We start from the raw sequence: 20776 nt of genomic DNA, 5'->3' as shown, positions 1-20776 counted from the left end.
GCGCTGCCCGCACGGGGTCATGATCTCCACTGGCTGCCTGGGGAAGGTGCTGCACTGCCGGAGCGGCCGCGGGCTGCATGCTGCGGTGCAGCCGTGTGGGGGCGACCGCAGGCCCAGCGGGAGCGTTGTACGCCTCGGCCCGCTAGGGACGGCAGCCGACGCCGAGGCGGTCGGGGCGTGGCTGCGAGCCGGGATGCCCGACGACGGCTCGCTGCCCGATCGGCTCCACGCCGCTCCGGCGCCGCGGCAGGTCGGCCACCTCAACTGATGAGCTCCTCTTGGACGCCGAGGCCGCGTTCGCCGAGGCGCAGGTGCTCGATGTGGTGGACGGCCTGATCGAGGAGCTGGGCGACGTGGTCGTCGTAGAGGCTGTAGACGATGCGGCGGCCTTCACGGCGGCCGGTGACGAGGCCGAGGGCACGCAGCAGGCGCAGTTGGTGAGAGACGGCGGACTGTTCCATGCCGACAGCGGAGGCGAGTTTGCCCACCGGGTACGGGTGCTCCCGTAGGGCGGTGAGGATCAGCAGGCGGGACGGTGTGGCGAGGGCCCGGAGCGTCGTGGCGACGGAGGCGGCGGTGGCTTCGTCGAGCCGGGCGGCCGCGAGGACGTCGCGACCGCCGGCGGCGACGTCATCGGCGTGCACGGGCGCGGGCCTCGCGCGGCGGGCGGATGAACTGGAGCTCCAGGGTGGCGGGCGGTCCAGCGACGCCCGGTCCGCCCTGCGCCGCCCACCGCACCAGGTCGTCGGTGCAGTCGTCGTCCATCGCGAAGCCCACCCAGACTGCGCGCCCCCCGGCCCGGCGCCCAGCGGTCGACGGCTGGACGACGATGACGTTGGCCTGGTCACAGGGGCCGAGGCAGTCCGTCGTCCGGACCTGGAAACCGTGCTCGGCCGCGCCGGCGCGCAGCCGGTCCAACTGCCAGGCGTGGTCCGTGCCGGGGTGCTTGCGCGGGTTGCCGCAGCAGCAGCCCCGGCACACGACGAGGGTGCAGGGGCGGGGAGCCGCCGCGCGGATGATGGACCGGTTCACAGGGCGGTCCGGGACGGTACGCCGTACGTCCGGATCCGGCCGTCCCGCCAGGCCACGGCCAGCAGGTGCGGGCCTGCCCAGGCCAGCGCCCCGACCGCCGCGCCGGTGCCGTCCAGTTCGCGCACCGGTCGCAGGCGCGCCTGCGACCGTCCGGCGGTGGCGTGCCACAGGGCTACGGTCCCGTCGTCTCCGCCGCTGGCGAGATGCCCGCCGGCGCCCGGCCGCCAGGCGAGCGCGGTGACCGTCTCGTGGCAACGCAGCGAGCGCGGTGCCGTGCCCTGCGGGCCCTTGCCGGAGAAGTCCCACACGGTCACGTCGGGGGCGCCGTCGGCGGCCAGCCAGAAGCCGGAGTCGTCGAAGGCGAGGCGGGAGACCTTCTCCGGGTAGCCGGACATGGTTAGCTCGCCGCCGTCGCGAGTCCTCCAGATGTGGATGGAGGCGTCCTGGTTGCCGCTGCAGATCCACCTTCCGGTGGGGGCGACGGCGAGCGCGAGGTGCGAACCGACGTAGGGGTAGGTGGCGACCGGCTTCTCGGTGTGCCGTTCGTGGCAGCGCACGGCCCCGTACGCGGCCACGGCCAGGCGCCGGCCCTGCCGCATCCAGGCGAGGTCGGTGACGGTGGACGCGGCAGGCTCCGTACGCCACAACTCCCCGCCGTCCGCGTCCAGGACGAGCGCGCGGCGGCCGGAGGCGACCGCGACGCGGGTGCCGTCGGCCCAGGCGGTGGCGGCCGACCAGGCGTCGGCCTCCCGCACCGTCGTACGCCCGTCGGAGCGACGCCACAACGCATAACCCATGGGGCCGGTCGCCACCGCGTGCCCGGCATTCGGGGACAGCGCGACGGTGAGTGCGCCTCCGGGGAGGTCGAAGGCACCGATCTCGGCGCCCGTCGCCGCGTCGAGGACCTTCACGGTCCCCTCGGCGCCCGCGACGGCGACCAGATCGCCTCGCGCGCTGAGGGCGACGGGTGCGTCGTCGACGCCGATGTCCCAGGCGAGCGGGGACTGGACAGTCGTACTCACGCGGCGGCTCCCGCCGTGGCCAGGCAGTCGGCGAAGCCGCGCTGCAATGCCTCGCGGTCGAGGTCACGGCCGATGAACACCAGCTTGTTCGTGCGGGGTTCGCCCTCCCGCCAGTCGCGTCCGAAAGTGCCGTCCAGCAGCATGTGCACGCCCTGGAAGACGTACTGCTGGGGCGCTCCGGCGAGGGCGAGGATGCCCTTGGAACGGAAGAGGTCGACGCCCTTGGTGCGCAGCAGGGTGCGGAGCCAGGTGTTGAGCCGGTCCTCGTCGAGCTCGCCGTCCAGTTCGATGCCGACCGAGGTGACGGTGGTGTCGTGCTGGTGCTCGGCCTCGGTGAGGAAGGCGGGATCGTCGGCGAGCACCCGCTCCAAGTCGAACGCGCCGACGTCCATCACCTCGTGCAGGCCGATGCGGGCATGCTCGGCGGGAATGATCCGGACGCCCGCGTTGACGGCCCGGATGCGACGGACCACCTGCACGATGGTCTCGTCGTCGACCAGGTCGGTCTTGTTGAGGACGACCCGGTCGGCGAAGGCGATCTGCTCGACGGCCTCGTTCTCCACACCCTCCGGCTTGACCTCGTCCAGGTGCTGGAGCACGTGTGCGGCGTCGACGAGGGTGACGATGGCGTCCAGTCGCAGCTGGGAGGCGATCTCGTCGTCCATGAAGAAGGTCTGGGCGACGGGCGCCGGGTCGGCGAGGCCGGTGGTCTCGATGAGGATGTGGTCGAACTTCTCGCGCCGGCGCATCAGGGCGCCCAGGATGCGGATGAGATCTCCGCGCACGGTGCAGCAGATGCAGCCGTTGTTCATCTCGAAGATCTCTTCCTCGGCGTCGAGGACGAGCGCGTCGTCGATGCCGACCTCGCCGAACTCGTTCTCGATCACGGCGATCCTCAGGCCGTGGTTCTCGGTGAGGATGCGGTTGAGGAGGGTGGTCTTGCCGGAGCCGAGGAAGCCGGTCAGGACGGTGACGGGCACCCGCTCATCGCGGGGGTCGGCGGGTTCCGGGGAGGTCAATTCAGTCTCCTAGTCGTGCTGTTCAGGGGCGAGCAATGCGGTGCGCAGGTCGTCCTCGGTGATTTGGTCGGCGGGGCGGTGCAGGGTCCAGCGGCGGGCCTCGCCTTCCATCGGCAGCACGGCGACGACCGTTTCCAGCGGCGGGCAGCCCGGTTCGGTACAGGCGAGCTGGCGGATCATGACGGCGGTGTCGTCGTCGAGCCCGAGCAGGGCGCGCACGCTCTCCTTCAGCTCGCGCAGCTCCGGACACGGCCCTGCGGGCCCACGGCGGGATCCCAGTGGCATGGCGTTTCCTCTCCTTCGTCCTCGGAGGGCCGGCAGTCGGCGCAGACGCCGGTGAGTTCGACCGTGTGCTCCACAGCGGCGAACCCCGTGTCCGCGGCGATCCGGCCCACCCATTGCTCGACGACCTCGGGATTCACCGGGCGGCTGCGGCCGCAGCCACGGCACATCAGGTAATGGCGGTGCCCGTCGGCAGGGCGCAGCCGGTAGAGCCGCCCGCCGGCTTCGTCGCGTACGACGTCCACGGCGCCGTCCGTCTCCAGCTCGCGCAGGGCGCGGTAGACGGTGGTCAGGCCGATCGCGTGGTCTCCGGCCAGGAGCAGGGTGTGCAGCTGCTGGGCCGACACGAAGTCCTGGCAGCCAGCGAGCATCTGCCGAACCGCCCTCTGCTGCCGGGTCGTCCGGCCGCTCACGGCACCTCACCTCCTGTAGCTGGCGCCGAGTGGGTAGGACTCCACCGTAGATGGAAATGAAATCCATGTCCATATGAATGGTGAGTCATGCGTAAGCTTCTAGCCGCAGCGCCTCTTAAAGGGGTGACGCGCGACGGTCCGCAGCACCAGGCCGGGCGCTGGGCACCGCTGGGGGTGACGGTTTACTGGCGGTCTTCGGTGCGGGCCTGTGTCCGGGCCGCCCACGGAATCGAGCACCTCCGCCTCGGATTGGGCGTTGCTGCCGAGGCGGATCGCCCAACGGAGGCCATGCCCGGTGCCGTTTGCTGAGCAGTGAGCCGCTCAGGTCGGAGCCATGTCGTCGGCTAAGTGGCAGCGCGGCCGGTCAGGCGCAGCAGTCGCACCGGAGCGGCAGCCGGAGGCGTCCGTGCCGGACAAGGCGCTTCGAAGGAGCCCGGTGCCCCTGTCTCGCCGCGGAGCGTCAACCATCGACCACGTTGACTACGCCCACGACGGCCACCGCCCTGTTCAGCACGACGGTCACTCAGATGACCACTGACGGTGGAGGAACAGCGATCGAGTGCCTCAGCTACGGGCGGGGCCGTAGCGAGGAGCGGCCCGGCGGGTCAGGAGCGGAGCCGAGGCGTACGGCGGTAGCGGTCACGGTGTGTGAAAGAGGTACGCCCTCCTGCCGAAGAGCGTGGTCATGACCCGGTAGATCTTCAGCCCGTTGATCAGCCGTTCGATCTCGCTTTCGCGGGCGTGATGTGCTGGGTCAAAGCCTGCGGGCCTGCTGACGTAGCTGATGTCACGGGACATGCCCGGCGTGCTGTTGACCTCCAACGCGTACGGCTCACCGTCGTCGGTGAGGAAGAAGTCGATACGCGCTGAACCGCGCAGCCCCGATCCCGTCCCACTGCGTCCGGGCAGCGTCGGTGATCTTGTCCAGTGCATCGGGCGCCAGCTCGGCAGCGCGCACCGTGACAGTGCCCGGGCGTCCACGTCGAGCTTCATGTCGGCGTCGTAGAACTCGGCTTCGGTGGGCAGCGGCGGGAAGACGGTGACGGAGCCGATGGGAGAGCGGGTCACGGCCGGTTTGCCGTGACCCGCTCTCCCGTCCATGCCGCCGAGGGAACCCCACGTCCCCCTTGCGGCGGCGGCTCCCCGTGAGCCCGACGGGGAGGTCATACGGTGTAGATCAGCCGGCGCTGAAGGCGCTGACGCCCTCGGGGGTGCCCCAGCCGGTCGGGCCGTCGTAGCCGGTGCCGGCGGTGCAGAAGTACGACGGGGAGCAGGAGCCGTTGCTGCCGCTGGTCACGTCGTTCAGCGCCGATGTGCCGGCCTTGTTGTAGGGGTACTGGGCCGGGTAGTCGCTGGAGCCCGGGGTGCCGGCGAGGGCGTAGACGCCGGCGATGATGGGCGAGGAGGCGCTGGTGCCGCCATAGGTGTTCCAGCTGCTGCTGGTGCCGTAGGAGTCGTAGACCGAGACGCCAGTGGCCGGGTCGGCGACCGCGGAGACGTCGGATTCCATGCGGTTGGAGCAGCCGGTGTCGGTCTGCCAGCTCGGCTTGGGGTCGTAGGCGGAGCAGCCGGAGCCGGTGCCCTCGGTGCTGCTGGTGCTCCAGACCTTCTCGGTCCAGCCGCGGGTGTTGGAGGCGCTGGACAGCGAGGTGCCGCCAACGGCGGTCACGTACTGGGAGGTTGCCGGGTACTCGGCACCGTAGGCGCTGTCACCGGCGGAGACCGTGACAGCGATGCCCGGGTGGTTGTAGTACTCGGAGTCGTACGTCGTGTCGGAAGGGTCCTCCGAGCCGCCGTAGCTGTTGGAGATGGCCGTGGCACCCAGGCTGGCGGCCTCGTTCACAGCTGTCCCGAGGTCGTCCATCGAGGCGGAGTTGGCCTCGACGAGCGTGATGTTGCAGTTGGGGCAGATCGCGGAGGCCATGTCGAGGTCGAGCGAGATCTCGCCGGCCCAGCCGCTGTCGGCGGTGGGGAGGTTGGAGGAACCGTCCTGGGCGACCTTCGAGAAGCAGCCGTTGGACGACGTGCAGTCGGACAAGCCGTAGTTCGAGCGGTACGCGGCCAGGTCCGACTCGGCGTTCGGGTCGTCGTAGGCATCGACGATGGCGATGGTCTCGCCGGAGCCGCTGGAGGAGGCGGCAGAGGTCAGGCCGTAGGCCGACTGGAGGTCGCTCGGGCCGTAACCGGTGGGGGAGTCCGCGGCGGCGTTCGGCCGGACGGTCTGCGGTGCGATGCCCTTCTTCACCGCCTGCTCCTCCTGGAAGGCGGTGGTGCCGCCGGTGACGCGGAGGGCGTTGCAGGACGCGTACCCCTTCTTCGGGGTGCCGGCGCATTGCTGGGTGTACTGCACATGGGCCTTGGCGACCGCGGCGGCGACCGCCTTCGGGCTGACCGTCTTGGCCGTGAGGGCGGGGGTGGCCGCGCTCGCGTGGGCCGCGGTGCCGAGTCCGGCGAAGACGAGGGCGGCCGTTGCCGCGGCGGCGGAGCCGACACGGCGCCATCTTCCGTGTCTGTGGGGGGAGTTGGAGAACGACGTACGCAAGGTACAGCCTCCTGTTAGTGGGTGACAGAGGCGTGCGGGTGTGGGGGTCCACCGGTGCGGTTCCCGGTGGGGGCGGCGGCCCGCGACGACCCTCACTTGTTGAGTACGTGACAAACAAGGCGCGTTCCGGATTCCTGACCCCGGCGTTACCGAAGGGAGCGACGGGCTTGCCGGCCAATGGCGGCCCAATGGCCAAGCGATGGCGCGGACTTGACCTTGGGTGCAGGGGGAAGCGCGGCATTACGTGTGCGAAGGAGGCCGTGTTCGGTCACCCGGCGGGGTGCTGCCCGCGCCTAAACAGCTGGCAGAGACGTCCGCTCAAACACGGCTACACCAACCGCACCGCCGGCAACGGCGCCGTAGCGAACGTCTGTGAAGGGCCGGTGCCGGCCTCAGGATCCACCGCACGCACTGCTCACGCGACCCCGGTGTCGGTCTCCTGTTCCACCTCGCGCACGGCGATCGCCACCACCCCGACGCCCGGCTCCGTGGCCGGCGCGGCCGCCGGGAACGCCTCGGCACGAGTCAGCCTCGGGAGGTCCTGGCCAGCGGCGGGAAGCTGTTGCACCGCATCCACAGGACCGTGCCGAGCGTGCTGCTGGTAGGTGCGGGACTGCCTGCTCCTGTCGGCGTCTGCCCCGTCCCCGGCTGATCACCATGCCCGGACTGGGCTACTGTTTCGCTTCATGAAGGCTGGCATAGCACTGACGCTGGTCATCGTGTGGGCAGCCGCAGTGGTGGGGTGTGCGGCGGGGGAGATCCGTCCGGACGGAAGCAGCGGTCGCAGCAGCTACGGCAAGTCCGGCGAGCCGGGCCAGGCCCCGCGGGACCAGGACCCGTCGGCGACCGTCCCCGCCCATGACGGCACCGCGTACACCCCGCTCCGGACCGAGGAGAATGCCCGGATCGGGGCGGTCTTCGAGAAGGACGACCAGGGCACCCACTTCTGCACGGCGAGCGTGGTGCAGAGTCCGAGCCGGAACATGCTGATCACCGCGGCCCACTGCGCCTTCGACGCCGACTCCGGACAGCCGCTGAACGACCTGGTCTTCGCCCCCGGCTACCGCAAAGGCGACGGACCCACCGGCCTGTGGAAGGTCAGCAAGGTCGTCGTCGACGACCGCTGGGCCAAATCCCAGGACGAGGACCTCGACGTCGCTTTCCTCGTCCTCGACCCGAAGGACGGCAAGAACATCCAGGACGTCCTGGGCGGCAACAGCCTCGGCACAGATCGCGGCTTCACCAACGAAGTCGAGATCACCGGCTACCCCACCAGCCGTGACACCCCGATCTCCTGCCGGAACCGCACCACGAAATTCAACGACACCCAACTGCGCATCCAGTGCACCGACTTCGAGGGCGGCACGAGCGGCAGCCCCTGGCTCGCCGACTACGACCCCAAGAGCCACACCGGCACCGTCATCGGCGTCCTGGGCGGTCATGAAGGCGGCGGCGACGAGGACGACGTCTCCTACGCCGCCTACTTCGACGACGACATCGCCAAGCTCTACCAACGCGCCCAGGACGAGGACGGAAACTGACCCCGGCCTCCCGCGCCTTGCGTCACCCAGAAAGCAGCCCGCCGGGTGCAGTAGCGCCGTCACGCCTCAGCCATGCCCGCCAACACCACCGTCCAGCACACGCCCCCGAGCAACCGAATAGCCCTGCCACCAGGACATACACCCAGCGGCAGAGGAATCCAGCGCTGGGACCCGAGGCCGACCCCGGGGGTTGCGGCGGAGCGGGTGCCGGCTCCCTTGCGAGACAGCCGTGTTTCCCGATGCTCTGAGTTCGCTCTGAGGGTGTTGATGCAGTCTTGAACAGCGACCGAGAGATCATCTAGCGTCTCGCGGCGCAAGACACGTTCCAAAGTGGTGACACCAACGTGCCGCCTGGCCAGCGGCGTTGCACAGCCCTCCCGCACGTCTCCCGGACAGAGAAGGGCACCACCGTGCTTCGTTCTGCATTCGCCGTCGGCTGCGCCACCGCGCTCGCCGTCGCCGGTCTCGCTGCCGCCGCACCCGCAGGGGCCAGCGAACTCGCTCCGCACCACCACCAGATGAAGCCCCACGGCACGCAGGCCGCGGCGGCCGCGGGCAACAACCTCTCCTACAGCGGCGGCAACGTCGTCACCAACCCGCAGATCTACATCGTCTACTGGGGCAACCAGTGGGGCACCGGCCCCACGGTCACCAACGACCCCTCGGGCGAGGCCGCACTGCAGCTGAACTTCTTCCAGCACGCCTACGGCAGCGGCGACAGCTGGTCCAACTCGCAGACCCAGTACTGCCAGGGCGTGGCCGTCGGCACCACCCAGTGCAACGGGGCCGGCACGGCGGTGGGCCACCCCGCCTCCAACCCCGTGGGCGGCACCTGGCTCGACAGCTCGGCCAAGGTCGCCAGCAGACCGAGTGACGCCTCGATCGCCGCGGAGGCGGTCAAGGCCGCCGCTCACTTCGGGGTCTCCGGCGACAACGCCGAGGTCATCGTGGACCTGCCGCACGGCGTCGTGCCCAACGGCTTCAAGACGCAGTACTGCGCCTGGCACGACCACACCACCACCGGCTCTGGCGCAGACCTGCCCTACACCAACATGCCGTACATCACGGACGCGGGTACGGGGTGCGGCGCGAACTTCGTCACGACGGGCTCGTCCGGGGTCAACGGCAGCACCGAGGGCATCACCATCGTGGGTGGCCACGAGTACGCCGAGACCCTCACCGACCCCGCCCCGAGCAGCGGCTGGGTGGACAGCACCGGCTATGAGACCGGCGACAAGTGCGCCTGGATATCCAGCGGGCAGGGCGCGTCGACGATCGTCGGCCTGAACGGAACGAACTTCGCCGTGCAGTCGCTGTGGAGCAACAACTTCAACAGCGGAGCGGGCGGCTGCGTGGTCTCCTACTCCAGCGCGAGCAATCAGCACTGACACCGCATCCGGTTCCGGAGGCCGAGTCCGCTCCCTCACCGGGTTGGGCTCGGCCTCCGGCCTCATCCGAGGAGGGTGATCGTGAACCGAACCCTGCCCGTCCTGGCGCTCGTGACCGCCGCCCTGCTGTCCGCCTGCAGCGCCAAGGCGTCCACTGTGGCGGCGGCCCCCGCGCCCACCTCGTCAGCGCGGACGCCTTCTGCCTGCGCGAAGTTGCCCGGCGGGGTGCTGCCGCACTCGGCCGGGCAACTGACGCAGGCACACAGGGGTGTGTACTGCCTGCCGCGTGGTCAGCGGGTGGACGTATTTTTGACTGCGGGGAAGAGCGGCCGGTGGCAGCCGGTCCACGCAGACGGGAACGGCGTGCTGGCGCCCGCCAACACAGGCGTGGTGACCGCGCCGGTCGGCGTCACCCCGGCGATGTTCGTGGGTGCGACGGATGGCACGGCGGTGCTGACCAGTGCGACCCCGTCAGGAGGCAGGTGGAGGGTCACGATCGAGGTCGAAGGCTAGTTGTTGCGGGTCAGGAGGTTGATGACGTTTCGCTGATCAGCGGATCTCGTTGTCGGGGTGCTCGCTGTCGTAGGTCTCGCGGGCGCGGGCGATGTGGGCCCGGTGTTCGAGTGACCAGTCGGCAAGTGCCTTGACGAGGTGTGTCAGGCTCGCGCCCGTCTCGGTGAGCCGGTAGTCGACCTGGGCCGGCACGGTCGGATACACGGTCCGAAGGACCAGGCCGTCTCGCTCCAGCCGGCGCACCGTAAGGGTCAGCATGCGCTGGGAGATCCCATCGATGGCGCGCTGAAGTTGCCGGAAGCGCCGCGGGCCGTTGGCGAGCTCGACGATGACGAGGACCGACCACTTGTCACCGACCCGGTCGAGGACGTCGCGGATCCCGCAGTCGGGATGGTCCTGCTGTCCGCAGGGTTCGAGTTCAGCGGGTTCAGCGGTTACCTCGGTGTGCGTCACTGACACGAAACTGCCTCCTTGTGGGTCGATCTGGGCCGGTTGAAGATCTCACCGTAGTTACTGAAGAGAACCACGGTAGGAGACAGAACCACAATGATCATGGTGACCGGCGCGAACGGACAGCTCGCCTCTCTCACGCTCCAGGAGTTGGCTCAGCGCCACGTGCCCGCCCTGGGCGGCACTCGATCGCCCGCAGAAGGGCAGCGGCGACTCGACTTCGACGACCCCACGAGCCTCGACCTCACCGGCGTTTCTACGCTGGTCCTCGTCTCGGCGGGGTACGCCGAGGACGACCAGGTCATCACCCGGCACCAGGCAGCTGTAGACGCTGCGGTGCGCAATGGCGTGAGCCACGTGGTGTACACCAGCCTGGCCGGCGACGGTGACCACCTTGGCTTCGCCCTCGCCCATCGGGCCACCGAGCAGCTGATCAAGTCCAGTGGACTTGGGTGGACGGTCCTGCGCAACGGGCTCTACGCCGAACTCTTCGGGGCGCTCCTGACCTGGACCGCTGACGGCGTGGAATCGGCGTTCGGCGACGGAGCGCTCGCCGCTGTGGCGCGGGCGGACCTGGCCGCGGCCGCAGCCGTCGTGGCCGGCAATCCGACCGCGCACGCCGGCAAGACCTATGACCTGGTCGGCGAACCGATCACCGCCGTCGGCATCGCCGAATCCCTCGGAGTCGCGCACCGGACCATCGGGCTCGGGGAGTACCGGGCCCAACTCCTCGCTGACGACACGCTACTGCCGTTCCAGCCGCCGATGCTCGCCTCGATCGCGACCAGCGTCCGCCACGGGTTCCTCAGCACCACCAGCCCCGACCTCGCCCAACTACTCGGCCGACCGCTCACCGACCCGCTCACCGTCGCCGCGGACACCGCCGCCGCGTTGCGCCCCGACGCCGGCTGACGCGGCTGGTTCACCGCAATGCGCCTTCACGCTCCTCCAGGTTCTGCCTCAGAGCGGCCACATCTCCGGCATCCATGTGATCCGTAGCCGTGGCGGCGATCACCTTCGAGGACCGCATTAGCCACGGCGAACAGTCACATACCGCCTTCTTGCAGCGACCAACTTGGCGCCAAACGACCCGTCTAAGGGCCTCGCTTAGATATTCCACATAACGGACATTTAAGTGGATGGCATACCTCACACTTTTATAGTTCATCATTCAACTAAATGGGGAGTAGTGTCACGAGTGCCTGATCCAAGGCGGCCACTGCCACTCGCTTCGGCGGGTTGCATGGTGTTCGAGGAGGAAAAAATCATGGGTTACAGGATTGTGCGCCGCGTAGCTGTCGCAGCCGCCTCTGTGGCGGTCGGGGCAGCGGGACTCTTCGCCGCAGGGGGACCAGCCTCGGCAGCGACCGTCACGAGTAGCGAACCGGCGGCTGCCCTCGCGTCTCAGTCGGCGCAGTACACCAACACCCTTGAAAACAGGGACGGACACCGGAACGAAGGCCGAGGTTGGCACGACGACCACGGCCGCGACTCCTGGGTCCGCCGGGTCGATGAGGATCGTAGCCCGGCCCGCCGCTATGACGGCGACGGCCAGCGCGCCGACCGCGAGATCCTCCGCTGGTACAACGACCAGATCTCGTGGTTCCGTGACAACGACGGAAACCGCTACCAGGTGCGGCGGCATGAGGAGCATGCCTACCGTTGGGACAGCCGCCGTTGGCCCGTGTGGACCACCGGGGACACCGGATTCCGTGATGTCCGCGAGCACCGCAACGAAGGCTACGCCCACCACGGGTAGGCAGCCGACGAGCACAGGCCCGACGTCGGCACCGACGGCCGCCGCAGTCCGTCACTCCCGGATTCCTGACGCCTCTCGGGATACCTGGCCCATGCGGGCAGCGGAAAGCAGGACCGCCACAAGAGCCGCCCTCACCAGTGCGGATCGATGACACCTGCGCCGGATCAGGGGAACCGGCACAGGAACCACCGGTTTTGGTGGAGCCGGTGACGCGCAGGGGACGTCAACGACGCCGTACCCTGCGGTGGGGGCGCCTCGCCAGTCGCCATGAGCGGCGGCGGCTGACACAGCGACAGCGCCCCCACACAGCCCAGCGGGTGCTGCGCAACAAGGCACCGCACACTGGTCACAAAGCGGCAACCGACGGTTTGTCGCTGACGCGGTCTTGAGTAACTGGCCGATCTCCGCTGGGACCGGGCCGTCAGCATCGGCGGCCTCCTGGCACCTGCCCAGCAGCTTCTATGAACGCCGTCGTCGGCTGGGTCGGCGTCGAGGAAGCGGGACGCTCACACCCCATGAGCGGGCGGCACTCGCTCTCGCGGAAGCGGTCAACAGCCCTGCGGGCGCCTTCGCGCAAGTCAGCTCTCGCGCACTCGCCGCAGGCGCTGAGCAAGGGCGAGATCTTGGCGGCGACCTCGCCCGTCGGCACCCTGTCGGTCTTCGACTTCCAGACGCTCATTCCGTACCGTTCGGGACGGAGCGCACCGGATGGCTGATGACGAACATGGACTCCGGGGTCGAGCAGCCTCGGGCCAGCGGAGCCAATGTGATCGTCTCGTCCTTCCCCGCCCCGGTGGGCCGAGACGCGGTCATCCAGTTCCCGGTGGGGTCAACACTCAGTTGTACTGGCACACCACATCACCGGCCTGCAAGCCGCTGCAGACCGTCCCAGAAAACCGCGTGCCCCTGCCGCCGGATGCGGTCAGCGCCTTTCTGCGCTCCTACCTGAAGTTCACCAGCGGCGTGGTCGGGTCCGATGCTCCAAAGGCGAATGCGAGCGAGATCGGGCTGCCCTCGCAGACGTTCCACAGGATCCGCCTCACCTCTCCCTTCGGTAGGACCGTCATCTCGGTGCCCAACGGACACCTGCCCTACCCGTACGGGCATGAGACCACGGGGTACAAGGTGGCGAACCTCTCGACGACACTGAGCAAGGCCAAGGCCGCCGGCCGCCACGGTGTTGTCCGGCCCCCACCTCTCGGGCGGCCGCCACAGCGCCATCGCCAAGTTTCCCGGTGGTTACGCCGCCGAGATCCACGACAACAGCTTCGGCTGACCTCAGTTCAGCGCCACGTAGTCCAGGTCGGACAACAGCCGCTCCACATCCGTCATGAGCGAGCCGTAGACGTGCCATGCGCCTGGTTTGGTGAGGGTTCCCCTGCCGATCAGCTCGGTCATCGTCTCATGCCAGACCAGGGCGCCCTCGATAGCCTTTCGTAGCCGTTCGTGAGGGTACGAGGAAGCGGCCTCCGTGCGCGGGCCGACCAGTTCCTTTACCGCCGCACCCGCCAGTCGCAGGGTCTCGGCATACCGGTCCAGGAACTGGAGCCCCAGATGGTGGTCGGGACGGTGGTCGTGGGCGCTGTCGGCGAGGGTCCGCGCGATACCCCGCACCTGGAGTGACACCCCGCGCAGGGCGGCGAACAATTCCCCGTACGTCACGTCACCGCGTCGCCCACGCGTAATGCAGCGCGCGTTCCAGCGCAGACTCTCGTCGGCCTGTCGCACCTGCTCTTGAGCGTACGCCAGGTGCTTTTCGAGCCGGCGCCCCCGGTGCAACCAGACCTGCGCCCTGGAGAGCAGTTCCCCCTGGGCCAGACCTACGCCCATGTCATGCAGCAACTCCCCCACGGCGTGGGCGAGGTCTCTCACGGCCGACTCCGACTCGTCCACGTGCAGCGGGGGCAGCACCAGCGCGTTGACCGCGATGCCGACGGCCGCGCCGGCCAGCGTCTGGAGCACAGGTGAGACCAGGCCGCCCATCGGATTGCCCGCCATCGCAGCCAGCGCGACGACCGCAGTGGAAGCGACCTGGAGCCGCCCCTCGGCGGTGCGGCGGGGACCCAGCAGGACCGTGAGCAGAGCGATGACCGCGATGGCACCCGCGGTCGGCCCCAGCAGCCGGGCGGTCGTCAGGGCGAGGACCAGAGCAACGACCTTCGCTGTGACGCTGTGCAGGGCGTTGGCGACGGAGCGGTACACCGTGTAAGCGTTGACCATGAGCAGGGCCGTCGCGACCGCCACGTAGGGGCGTCCGTCGGGGGCCACCGGGCCCGCCACGGTCCAGGCGAGCAACGCCGCTGTCAGCGCCTTGATCCCATAGACCAACTGGCCGGGACGCCAGCGACGGAGCCTGCCGGTGAGGTGGCGCACCCGTCCGATCGCGCGTATCGGCAGACGACCGAGCCAGATAGTTGAATCTTGCACAAGAAGATGATTGCACGCTATGTTCGGTTTGCGTCGAATAGCGGTCGGGTGACATCCCTCACCACAGGCGATGACACGGCGCCAGTCCAACGCCTGCGACTCCGCCCGCGCCGTCTCCCCCCGGCCCATGGGACCTCAAGGCCGAGGGAAGCTCGTCCCCGATCATCCCGCCCCGCGCTCCGCTCGGAGCATGTACCCGGGCGAGCAGGGGGACGGCGGAAAGGACCGCCGTCACCTGCGGACAGGAACAGCGGGGCCTCCGCCCGGCGCTCTCGCCCCGGAACAGCCCACGCACATTCCACCCTCGTACTCATTCCAAATAGACGGAGTTCGTCCCATGCCGAAGATTTTCCTGGTCACTGGTTCCTCCCGGGGCCCGGGCCGTGAGATCGTCACTGCCGCTCTCGCCGCTGGACACCGGGTGATGGCCACCGGCCGCGACCCGCGGGCCCTGGAAGACCTGGTCGCCGCCCACGGCGACCAGGTCCGCACCGCCCGGCTCGACGTGACCGACGCCGAGGCCGCCGACCATGTCGTCAGCGAGACCATCGACGCCTTCGGGCGGCTGGACGTCGTGGTCAACAACGCCGGCCAGGGCGATCGCGCCTCCTTGGAGGACACGAGTCTGGAGGCGTTCCGCCGGCAGATCGACACCAACTTCTACGGCACCGTTTACCTCAGTCGGGCCGCCGTGCCCGTGCTGCGCCGCCAGGGCGGCGGCCGCGAGCGCGGATACGAACAGGTCGACATCCCGCGAAATCGAGCCGACCGTGCCCTGAGGCCGGAGACAGCGAGCAGGGGCGGGCGGCCGCTGATTCAGCGCTCCACAGTCCCAACCCTGGATGCGAGGCAGTGGTGATCAGGAGCCGCCGCGGCACTTTCTACGGCAACCAGTTCCGCAACACTCATAGTGATGGGTGCCCTGCGATCACATTCGCAGGTCCGTGAGATCACCGGGCCCCGCAGACCGACCCTTTTTCCAGGCAACGGAAGCGGGAGCCGGGCGCGCGGAATCATGCCTGCCCTCGACACAGCAATATGGTTTACAATTCAATTTCTGGCGAGGTGCTGCAAGGAGGTCGCACCGTGGCAGAGCTCGGACTCGCCGACACGCTGGGTATCCTGCGGCAGCCCGGCGTAGAGCCGCAGCACAGCAGCGCAGGGCTCGGTTGGGATCACCTCTACCTCTCCTGCCAGAAGGAACAGCCCTACCGCGCTCGCTTCGAACCGGCCTCCACCCACCTGCTGATCCTGCATCTCAGCGGACCGGTGACCGTCAGCAGGGGCCAGGGGCCGAAGGCGCGGTCGCGAGCGGTCCCACGCGGCGGGCTGTTCGTGCAGCCAGCTGGCCAAACGCTGTCCGTGGAACTCGCCGGCCGGCTCGACACCGTGCACGTCTATCTGACCGACGAGGCGTTGCGCGAGGCCAACGACGGGCGGCCGGTCCAGCTGTCCGAGGACCTGGGTGCCGTCGATCCGTTGGCCGAACAGCTCGTCCTGGCCTTGGCGGGGGTTGCACGGGATTGGCAGCCGTCAGCGCGCACCTACGTCGACCACCTCGCCGGCATGCTAGCCGCGCAGCTCGTACGGCGGCACGCTGCCGCGCCCGCGGAGCCGCCTCCCGGCCCGTCCGGACTGAGCGACCGGCAGCTTGTAGCGGTCAGGGAGCTCATGGAGGAGCGGCTCGCCGAGGCACTGCCGATCGCGGATCTGGCCGCCGCCGCCTCACTGAGCCGCAGCCAGTTCACCCGGCAGTTCAGGGCGAGCACCGGACAGTCGCCGCACCAGTACCTGCTCGCGCTGCGCCTGGAGCAGGCATGCCGAATGCTGCGCACGGGTTCCGCCCCCATCGGGCAGGTGGCGGTCGAATGCGGTTTCTCGCACCAGGAACACCTGACACGAGCGATGCGCGCCAGACTGGGGACCACCCCGGCCGCCCTGCGCCGCGCGGGTTGAGAGGCGAAGGGGGCACCCCCGCACCCGTGGCAGCGGCGTCAGCGTTCCAGGACCAGCGCCACTGCCTGGCCCACCCCGATGCACAGAGCCGCCAGCCCAGTCCCGGATCCCGCCGCGGCCAGCTGATGCGCGACCGCGCCAGTGATGCGGGCGCCCGAGGCTCCCAGCGGATGGCCGATGGCGATGGCGCCACCGCGCGGGTTGACGACCTCCGGGTCTAGTTCGGGCAGCGCGACCAGGCAGGCCAGAGCCTGTGCGGCGTACGCCTCGTTGAGTTCGATCGTGTGCAGTTCGTCGGGAGCGACCGACGCCTTCCCGAGCACCTTGCGGATCGCGTCCACCGGGCCGAGTCCGAAGTACTGCGGCTCGATGCCCGTCACCGCCGCCGCCCGCACCCGCGCCAGTGGTTCGCGGCCGGTCGCCGCGAGCCCCTCCTCGTCGGCGAGCAGCAGCGCGGCCGCCCCGTCGTTGAGCGGCGAGGCGTTGCCCGCTGTGATCGTGCCGTCCTCGATGAAGGCCGGCCTGAGCCGGGCGAGGGCCTCCAGGGAGGTGTCGTCCCGGATGCCCTCGTCACGGGGCAGGTCCACCCCCTCGACGGGGACGACCTCTCCCGCATACCTGCCCTCACGCCAGGCACGGGCGGCATTGCGGTGACTGGCCAGGGCGAACGCGTCCTGTGCCTCTCGCGTGACGGCGTACTTGGCGCCGACGAGTTCCGCGCTCTCGCCGAGGGGGATGGTCCACTCCGCCGGCATCCGCGGGTTCACCATCCGCCAGCCGAGCGTCGTCGAGTACAGCTGCTGGTCCGTCGCCGGAAAAGCACGCTCCGGCTTCGGCAACACCCACGGCGCGCGGCTCATGGACTCGACGCCGCCGGCCACCGCAATGGACGCGTCACCGAGCGCGATCGCCCGGGCCGCCTGGACGACTGCCTCCATACCGGATCCGCACAGCCGGTTGACCGTGGCACCCGGCACGGTGACCGGGAGTCCTGCGAGCAGCGCGGCCATCCGGGCCACGTCGCGGTTCTCCTCGCCTGCTCCGTTGGCGTTTCCGAGAAGCACGTCGTCGATGCGCCCCGGGTCCAGGTCGGGACTGCGGTCCAGGAGGGCGCGCAGCGCACCGGCGGCGAGATCGTCGGGGCGTATGCCCGCCAGGGCGCCGCCATAGCGGCCGAAGGGGGTGCGCACGGCGTCGACGACGTACACGTCACGCGGTCTCTCGATCATCAGTGGCTCCCTGGAGGACCGGGGTGGAAGTTCAGCGGTGTCAGGTCGGCGATCTCGTCGGCCGTCACACCTGGGGCGGTTTCGACGATCCGGAGTCCGGTCGGCGTGATGTCGAGGACGCACAGGTCGGTGATGATCCGGTCCACGCAGGCCCGGCCCGTCAGCGGCAGGGTGCAGTTCTCGACGATCTTGGGGCTGCCGTCCCTGGCGGTGTGTTCCATCAGTACGACGACCCGGCGGGCGCCGTGGACGAGGTCCATCGCACCGCCCATGCCCTTGATCATCTTTCCGGGGACCGCCCAGTTGGCCAGGTCGCCGCGGACCGAGACCTGCAGCGCGCCCAGGACGGCGGTGTCGATGTGACCACCGCGAATCATCCCGAAGGACAGCGAGGAGTCGAAGAAGGACGCCCCCGGCCGCACGGTCACCGTCTCCTTGCCCGCGTTGATGAGGTCGGCGTCGACCTCGTCGGGTGACGGGTACGGTCCGACGCCGAGCAGGCCGTTCTCCGAGTGCAGGACGACGTCGATGTCTGTCGGCAGGTGGTCGGCCACGCGGGTGGGCAGGCCGATGCCGAGGTTGACGTAGTCGCCGTCCCGCAGCTCGCGCGCAGCGCGCGCTGCCATCTCGTCCCTGGTCCAGCTCATCGCTCGCGCACCGTCCTCTTCTCGATTCCCTTGTCGGCCGCCTGCTCGGGGGTCAGCGCCACGACACGCTGGACAAACACCCCGGGCAGATGGATCTCGTGGGGGTCGAGTGCTCCCGGCTCGACCAGTTCCTCCACCTCGGCCACGGTGATGCGCCCGGCCATCGCGGCCAGCGGATTGAAGTTGCGTGCCGCGCGGTGGAAGACGAGGTTGCCGTGCCGGTCTCCGCGCGCGGCCCTGACCAGCGCGAAGTCGGTGGTGATGGCGTGCTCCAAGATGTGATCGACGCCATGAAAGGTCCGTACCTCCTTGGGCGGCGATGCCATGGCGACGGATCCGTCCGGCGCGTACCGCCACGGCAGCCCGCCCTCCGCGACCTGCGTGCCGACGCCGGCCGGGGTGTAGAAGGCCGGGATTCCGCAGCCGCCCGCCCTGAGCCGCTCTGCGAGCGTGCCCTGCGGCGTCAGTTCGACCTCCAGCTCGCCCGCGAGGTACTGGCGGGCGAACTCCTTGTTCTCGCCGATGTACGAGCCCGTGACCCGGGCAATGCGGCCCGCGGCCAGCAGGATGCCGAGGCCACGGCCGTCCACGCCGCAGTTGTTCGACACCACGGTCAGACCGCTCGCCCCGCTCTCGTACAGGGCGCCGATGAGCACCTCGGGGACACCGCTCAGTCCGAAGCCGCCGACGGCGAACGACCGTCCGTCGGTCACGTCCGCCAGGGCCTCTTCGGCCGTGGCCATCACCTTGTCCATACCGCTCTCTCCTACCGGTCCAGCACCCGGCGCAGTGCGCCGAGCAGTTCGTCCCGGGCCGACTGCGCGCTCTCGGATGCGGTGGCGCGGCGCCAGGCGACGTAGCCGTCGGGGCGCACCAGCAGCACGCCGTCCTCGGCGATCTCGCTGACCCGGCTCCATTCGCCGTACGCGTCATGGCAGTTTTCGTGGCCGATGCGCACCACCCGCAGCGGAATGCCGAGCTCTGTCTGGCAGGCGGTCGCGGCAGTGTCCCAGACGCCGCCCGACAGGCCGGTCAGCACGGTGAAGGCACCGTCACCGATGACGTCCAGCGTGGACAGACGCTCTCCTCGGGCGTCGACGAGCCACGCGTGCGGCAGCTTCGCGCCGGGCCGGGTGGTCGGCCGGGCCACCAACTCGGGGTCCTGCTCCCAGACTTCGGCCGGGCCGTCGTCGGAAAGCACCGCCGAGGAGGCGTAGCGCTGGTTCATCTCCACGCCGTGCGCGTTGAACTCGTAGTTCTTGAGTTGGATCGCTTCTTCAAGAAGGCGCCGCTTCTTGCTGGCCTCGGGCGTCTGCGCCCCGAGCGCCGCGAGCCCTTCGGCGATGGCCTGCTCGTCGCTGCCGCCGCCGACGCCCAGCACTTCGAAGATCGGGCCGAACTGGTCACGGCTGAGGTTGGCCCGCTCGACGATCTGCCGCCCGACGGCAGCGCGTTCGGCCGTGTAGCTGTCGAGCAGCGCTTCTCCGGCCTCACCGCGGATCACCATGGCGAGCTTCCAGGCGAGGTTGTAGGAGTCCTGGACGGAGGTGTTGGAGCCGAGCCCGTTGGACGGCGGATGACGGTGCACGGCGTCGCCGGCGCAGAAGACACGCCCGGACGAATACACCGTGGCGTAGCTGTGGTTGACCGTCCACAGCGAGGTCGATGTGATCTCGACCGGCAGGTCGGGGTCACCGACGAGATCACGCACGATCTGCCGCGCCGCCTTCTCGTCCACCTCCGGCGGCGGTTGCTCGATGTCGTAACCCCACACCAGCAGCCACTCGTTCCACGGACGGACCATACGGACCAGGCCCATGCCGATGCCGCCGGTCTCCGCCCCGGGCCGCAGCACCCAGTACAGAACACTGGGCCGGTGGGCGCAGTAGCGGGTGAGGTCGGCCTTGAAGACGATGTTCATGCTTCCGGCCTTGGCCATGCGCCCGTCGAAGGGCAGGCCGAGCTGCTCGGCGACCGCGCTGCGCCCGCCGTCCGCGCCGATCAGGTAACGGGCCCGCACGGTGAACTCGTCGCCGCGGACCCGGTCACGCAGGAAGGCGGTGACGCCGTCGGCGTCCTGGGCGAAGCCGATGAACTCGGTGTCGAGGCGGACCTTGGCGCCGCGGGCCGCCGCGTTGCTCACCAGGATCGGCTCCAGGTAGGTCTGCGGCAGGTCGATCATCCCGCAGGGGCTCTTCGAGGCGTATTCGGTGGCCGAGGCGGGCCCCGTGCCCCAGCTGCGGATGCGGCCGATCTCCTGCCCGGTCAGCGAGGTGCACAGCACCGTGTCGCCCATGAGGTGGGACGGGCTGCCGAACGTCAGCGCCTCGGATTCGACGCCGAGGTCGCGCAGCACTTCCATGGTGCGCTGGTTGGTGATGTGGGCCCGCGGCGTGTTGGCAAGCCAGCCGTATTTCGTCACCAGCAGGGTGCGGATGCCGTAGGTGGCCAGCGCCAGGGCGGCCGAGCCGCCAGCGGGGCCGCTGCCGACGACGAGGACATCGGTGTCGTACGCGCGTCGCGCATCGGTGATGGTCATGAGTGGGCGCTCCTCGG

General features: G+C 69.6%; 23 protein-coding genes. 8 read left to right on the top strand and 15 right to left on the bottom strand.

What is annotated here, in order from left to right:
- Window positions 1–260 precede the first annotated feature (260 nt).
- From AC4OXY_RS38645 to AC4OXY_RS38605, 9 genes are all read right to left on the bottom strand, one after another.
- Window positions 261–644: an ArsR/SmtB family transcription factor gene (locus AC4OXY_RS38645; RefSeq protein WP_491992006.1), complete on the bottom strand. Its 384-nt coding sequence runs from the start codon at window positions 642–644 to the stop codon at window positions 261–263.
- On the bottom strand, window positions 631–1032 hold the full coding sequence (locus AC4OXY_RS38640) for a (2Fe-2S) ferredoxin domain-containing protein (RefSeq protein ID WP_491992005.1): 402 nt from the start codon (window positions 1030–1032) through the stop codon (window positions 631–633). The genes AC4OXY_RS38645 and AC4OXY_RS38640 overlap by 14 nt, the downstream gene beginning before the upstream one ends.
- Complete coding sequence (locus AC4OXY_RS38635) at window positions 1029–2054, bottom strand: WD40 repeat domain-containing protein (RefSeq protein ID WP_491992004.1); 1026 nt, start codon at window positions 2052–2054, stop codon at window positions 1029–1031. Before AC4OXY_RS38635 ends, AC4OXY_RS38640 begins: the two co-directional genes overlap by 4 nt.
- Entirely contained in the window at window positions 2051–3073 is a 1023-nt protein-coding gene (locus AC4OXY_RS38630) for a CobW family GTP-binding protein (RefSeq protein WP_491992003.1), read from the bottom strand. The genes AC4OXY_RS38635 and AC4OXY_RS38630 overlap by 4 nt, the downstream gene beginning before the upstream one ends.
- Before the next feature lie 9 nt (window positions 3074–3082).
- A complete protein-coding gene (locus AC4OXY_RS38625; RefSeq protein ID WP_491992002.1) occupies window positions 3083–3292 on the bottom strand; it encodes a hypothetical protein in 210 nt (69 codons plus the stop codon).
- Window positions 3293–3300: 8 nt separating this feature from the next.
- Window positions 3301–3768, bottom strand: coding sequence for a Fur family transcriptional regulator (locus tag AC4OXY_RS38620; RefSeq protein WP_491992001.1), 468 nt, complete (start codon window positions 3766–3768; stop codon window positions 3301–3303).
- Between the two features lie 639 nt (window positions 3769–4407).
- Window positions 4408–4869, bottom strand: coding sequence for a hypothetical protein (locus AC4OXY_RS38615; protein WP_491992000.1), 462 nt, complete (start codon window positions 4867–4869; stop codon window positions 4408–4410).
- A 76-nt stretch (window positions 4870–4945) separates the two neighbouring features.
- Window positions 4946–6310, bottom strand: coding sequence for a S53 family peptidase (locus AC4OXY_RS38610; protein WP_491991999.1), 1365 nt, complete (start codon window positions 6308–6310; stop codon window positions 4946–4948).
- A 415-nt stretch (window positions 6311–6725) separates the two neighbouring features.
- Entirely contained in the window at window positions 6726–6878 is a 153-nt protein-coding gene (locus AC4OXY_RS38605) for a hypothetical protein (RefSeq protein WP_491991998.1), read from the bottom strand.
- A 118-nt stretch (window positions 6879–6996) separates the two neighbouring features.
- Between AC4OXY_RS38605 and AC4OXY_RS38600 the strand changes: the two genes are divergently transcribed.
- The 3 genes from AC4OXY_RS38600 to AC4OXY_RS38590 all read left to right on the top strand — a co-directional run bounded on the left by AC4OXY_RS38600 (window position 6997) and on the right by AC4OXY_RS38590 (window position 9752).
- Entirely contained in the window at window positions 6997–7851 is an 855-nt protein-coding gene (locus tag AC4OXY_RS38600) for a trypsin-like serine peptidase (RefSeq protein WP_491991997.1), read from the top strand.
- A gap of 410 nt (window positions 7852–8261) precedes the next feature.
- On the top strand, window positions 8262–9239 hold the full coding sequence (locus AC4OXY_RS38595) for a hypothetical protein (protein ID WP_491991996.1): 978 nt from the start codon (window positions 8262–8264) through the stop codon (window positions 9237–9239).
- An 81-nt stretch (window positions 9240–9320) separates the two neighbouring features.
- Window positions 9321–9752, top strand: a complete 432-nt coding sequence (locus tag AC4OXY_RS38590; protein WP_491991995.1) for a hypothetical protein — start codon at window positions 9321–9323, stop codon at window positions 9750–9752.
- A 36-nt stretch (window positions 9753–9788) separates the two neighbouring features.
- Here AC4OXY_RS38590 and AC4OXY_RS38585 read toward each other — a convergent pair whose 3' ends face one another.
- Window positions 9789–10211, bottom strand: coding sequence for a winged helix-turn-helix transcriptional regulator (locus AC4OXY_RS38585; protein WP_328981116.1), 423 nt, complete (start codon window positions 10209–10211; stop codon window positions 9789–9791).
- Between the two features lie 87 nt (window positions 10212–10298).
- Here AC4OXY_RS38585 and AC4OXY_RS38580 point away from each other — a divergent pair, with 87 nt between their 5' ends.
- The 3 genes from AC4OXY_RS38580 to AC4OXY_RS38570 all read left to right on the top strand — a co-directional run bounded on the left by AC4OXY_RS38580 (window position 10299) and on the right by AC4OXY_RS38570 (window position 12677).
- Entirely contained in the window at window positions 10299–11114 is an 816-nt protein-coding gene (locus tag AC4OXY_RS38580) for an NAD(P)H-binding protein (protein WP_491991994.1), read from the top strand.
- A gap of 331 nt (window positions 11115–11445) precedes the next feature.
- Window positions 11446–11961 carry a hypothetical protein gene (locus AC4OXY_RS38575; protein WP_491991993.1) on the top strand — a complete coding sequence of 172 codons (516 nt, stop codon included), beginning with the start codon at window positions 11446–11448 and terminating at the stop codon, window positions 11959–11961.
- 461 nt (window positions 11962–12422) lie between these two features.
- Window positions 12423–12677, top strand: coding sequence for a hypothetical protein (locus AC4OXY_RS38570; protein WP_491991992.1), 255 nt, complete (start codon window positions 12423–12425; stop codon window positions 12675–12677).
- Between the two features lie 562 nt (window positions 12678–13239).
- Here the strand turns inward: AC4OXY_RS38570 and AC4OXY_RS38565 are convergent.
- Entirely contained in the window at window positions 13240–14334 is a 1095-nt protein-coding gene (locus AC4OXY_RS38565; RefSeq protein WP_491991991.1) for an FUSC family protein, read from the bottom strand.
- 391 nt (window positions 14335–14725) lie between these two features.
- Between AC4OXY_RS38565 and AC4OXY_RS38560 the strand changes: the two genes are divergently transcribed.
- Window positions 14726–15247, top strand: coding sequence for an SDR family NAD(P)-dependent oxidoreductase (locus tag AC4OXY_RS38560; protein WP_491991990.1), 522 nt, complete (start codon window positions 14726–14728; stop codon window positions 15245–15247).
- 227 nt (window positions 15248–15474) lie between these two features.
- On the top strand, window positions 15475–16344 hold the full coding sequence (locus AC4OXY_RS38555; protein WP_356035231.1) for a helix-turn-helix domain-containing protein: 870 nt from the start codon (window positions 15475–15477) through the stop codon (window positions 16342–16344).
- Between the two features lie 38 nt (window positions 16345–16382).
- On the opposite strand, the gene AC4OXY_RS38550 is transcribed toward AC4OXY_RS38555, so the two are convergent.
- Genes AC4OXY_RS38550 through AC4OXY_RS38535 form a run of 4 tightly spaced genes read right to left on the bottom strand, consistent with a single transcriptional unit; the run spans window position 16383 to window position 20759 of the window.
- Window positions 16383–17573, bottom strand: coding sequence for a thiolase family protein (locus AC4OXY_RS38550; RefSeq protein ID WP_356035233.1), 1191 nt, complete (start codon window positions 17571–17573; stop codon window positions 16383–16385).
- Window positions 17573–18220 carry a CoA transferase subunit B gene (locus AC4OXY_RS38545; RefSeq protein WP_491991989.1) on the bottom strand — a complete coding sequence of 216 codons (648 nt, stop codon included), beginning with the start codon at window positions 18218–18220 and terminating at the stop codon, window positions 17573–17575. Before AC4OXY_RS38545 ends, AC4OXY_RS38550 begins: the two co-directional genes overlap by 1 nt.
- Window positions 18217–18975, bottom strand: a complete 759-nt coding sequence (locus AC4OXY_RS38540) for a CoA transferase subunit A (protein ID WP_491991988.1) — start codon at window positions 18973–18975, stop codon at window positions 18217–18219. The genes AC4OXY_RS38545 and AC4OXY_RS38540 overlap by 4 nt, the downstream gene beginning before the upstream one ends.
- A gap of 11 nt (window positions 18976–18986) precedes the next feature.
- Window positions 18987–20759, bottom strand: a complete 1773-nt coding sequence (locus AC4OXY_RS38535) for an FAD-dependent oxidoreductase (RefSeq protein WP_491991987.1) — start codon at window positions 20757–20759, stop codon at window positions 18987–18989.
- Window positions 20760–20776 lie beyond the last annotated feature (17 nt).

The sequence above is a fragment of the Streptomyces sp. HUAS MG56 genome, from assembly GCF_058673395.1.
The sequence above is the reverse complement of the archived record's forward strand: the minus strand, read 5'-3'. Positions and strand labels throughout refer to the sequence as shown.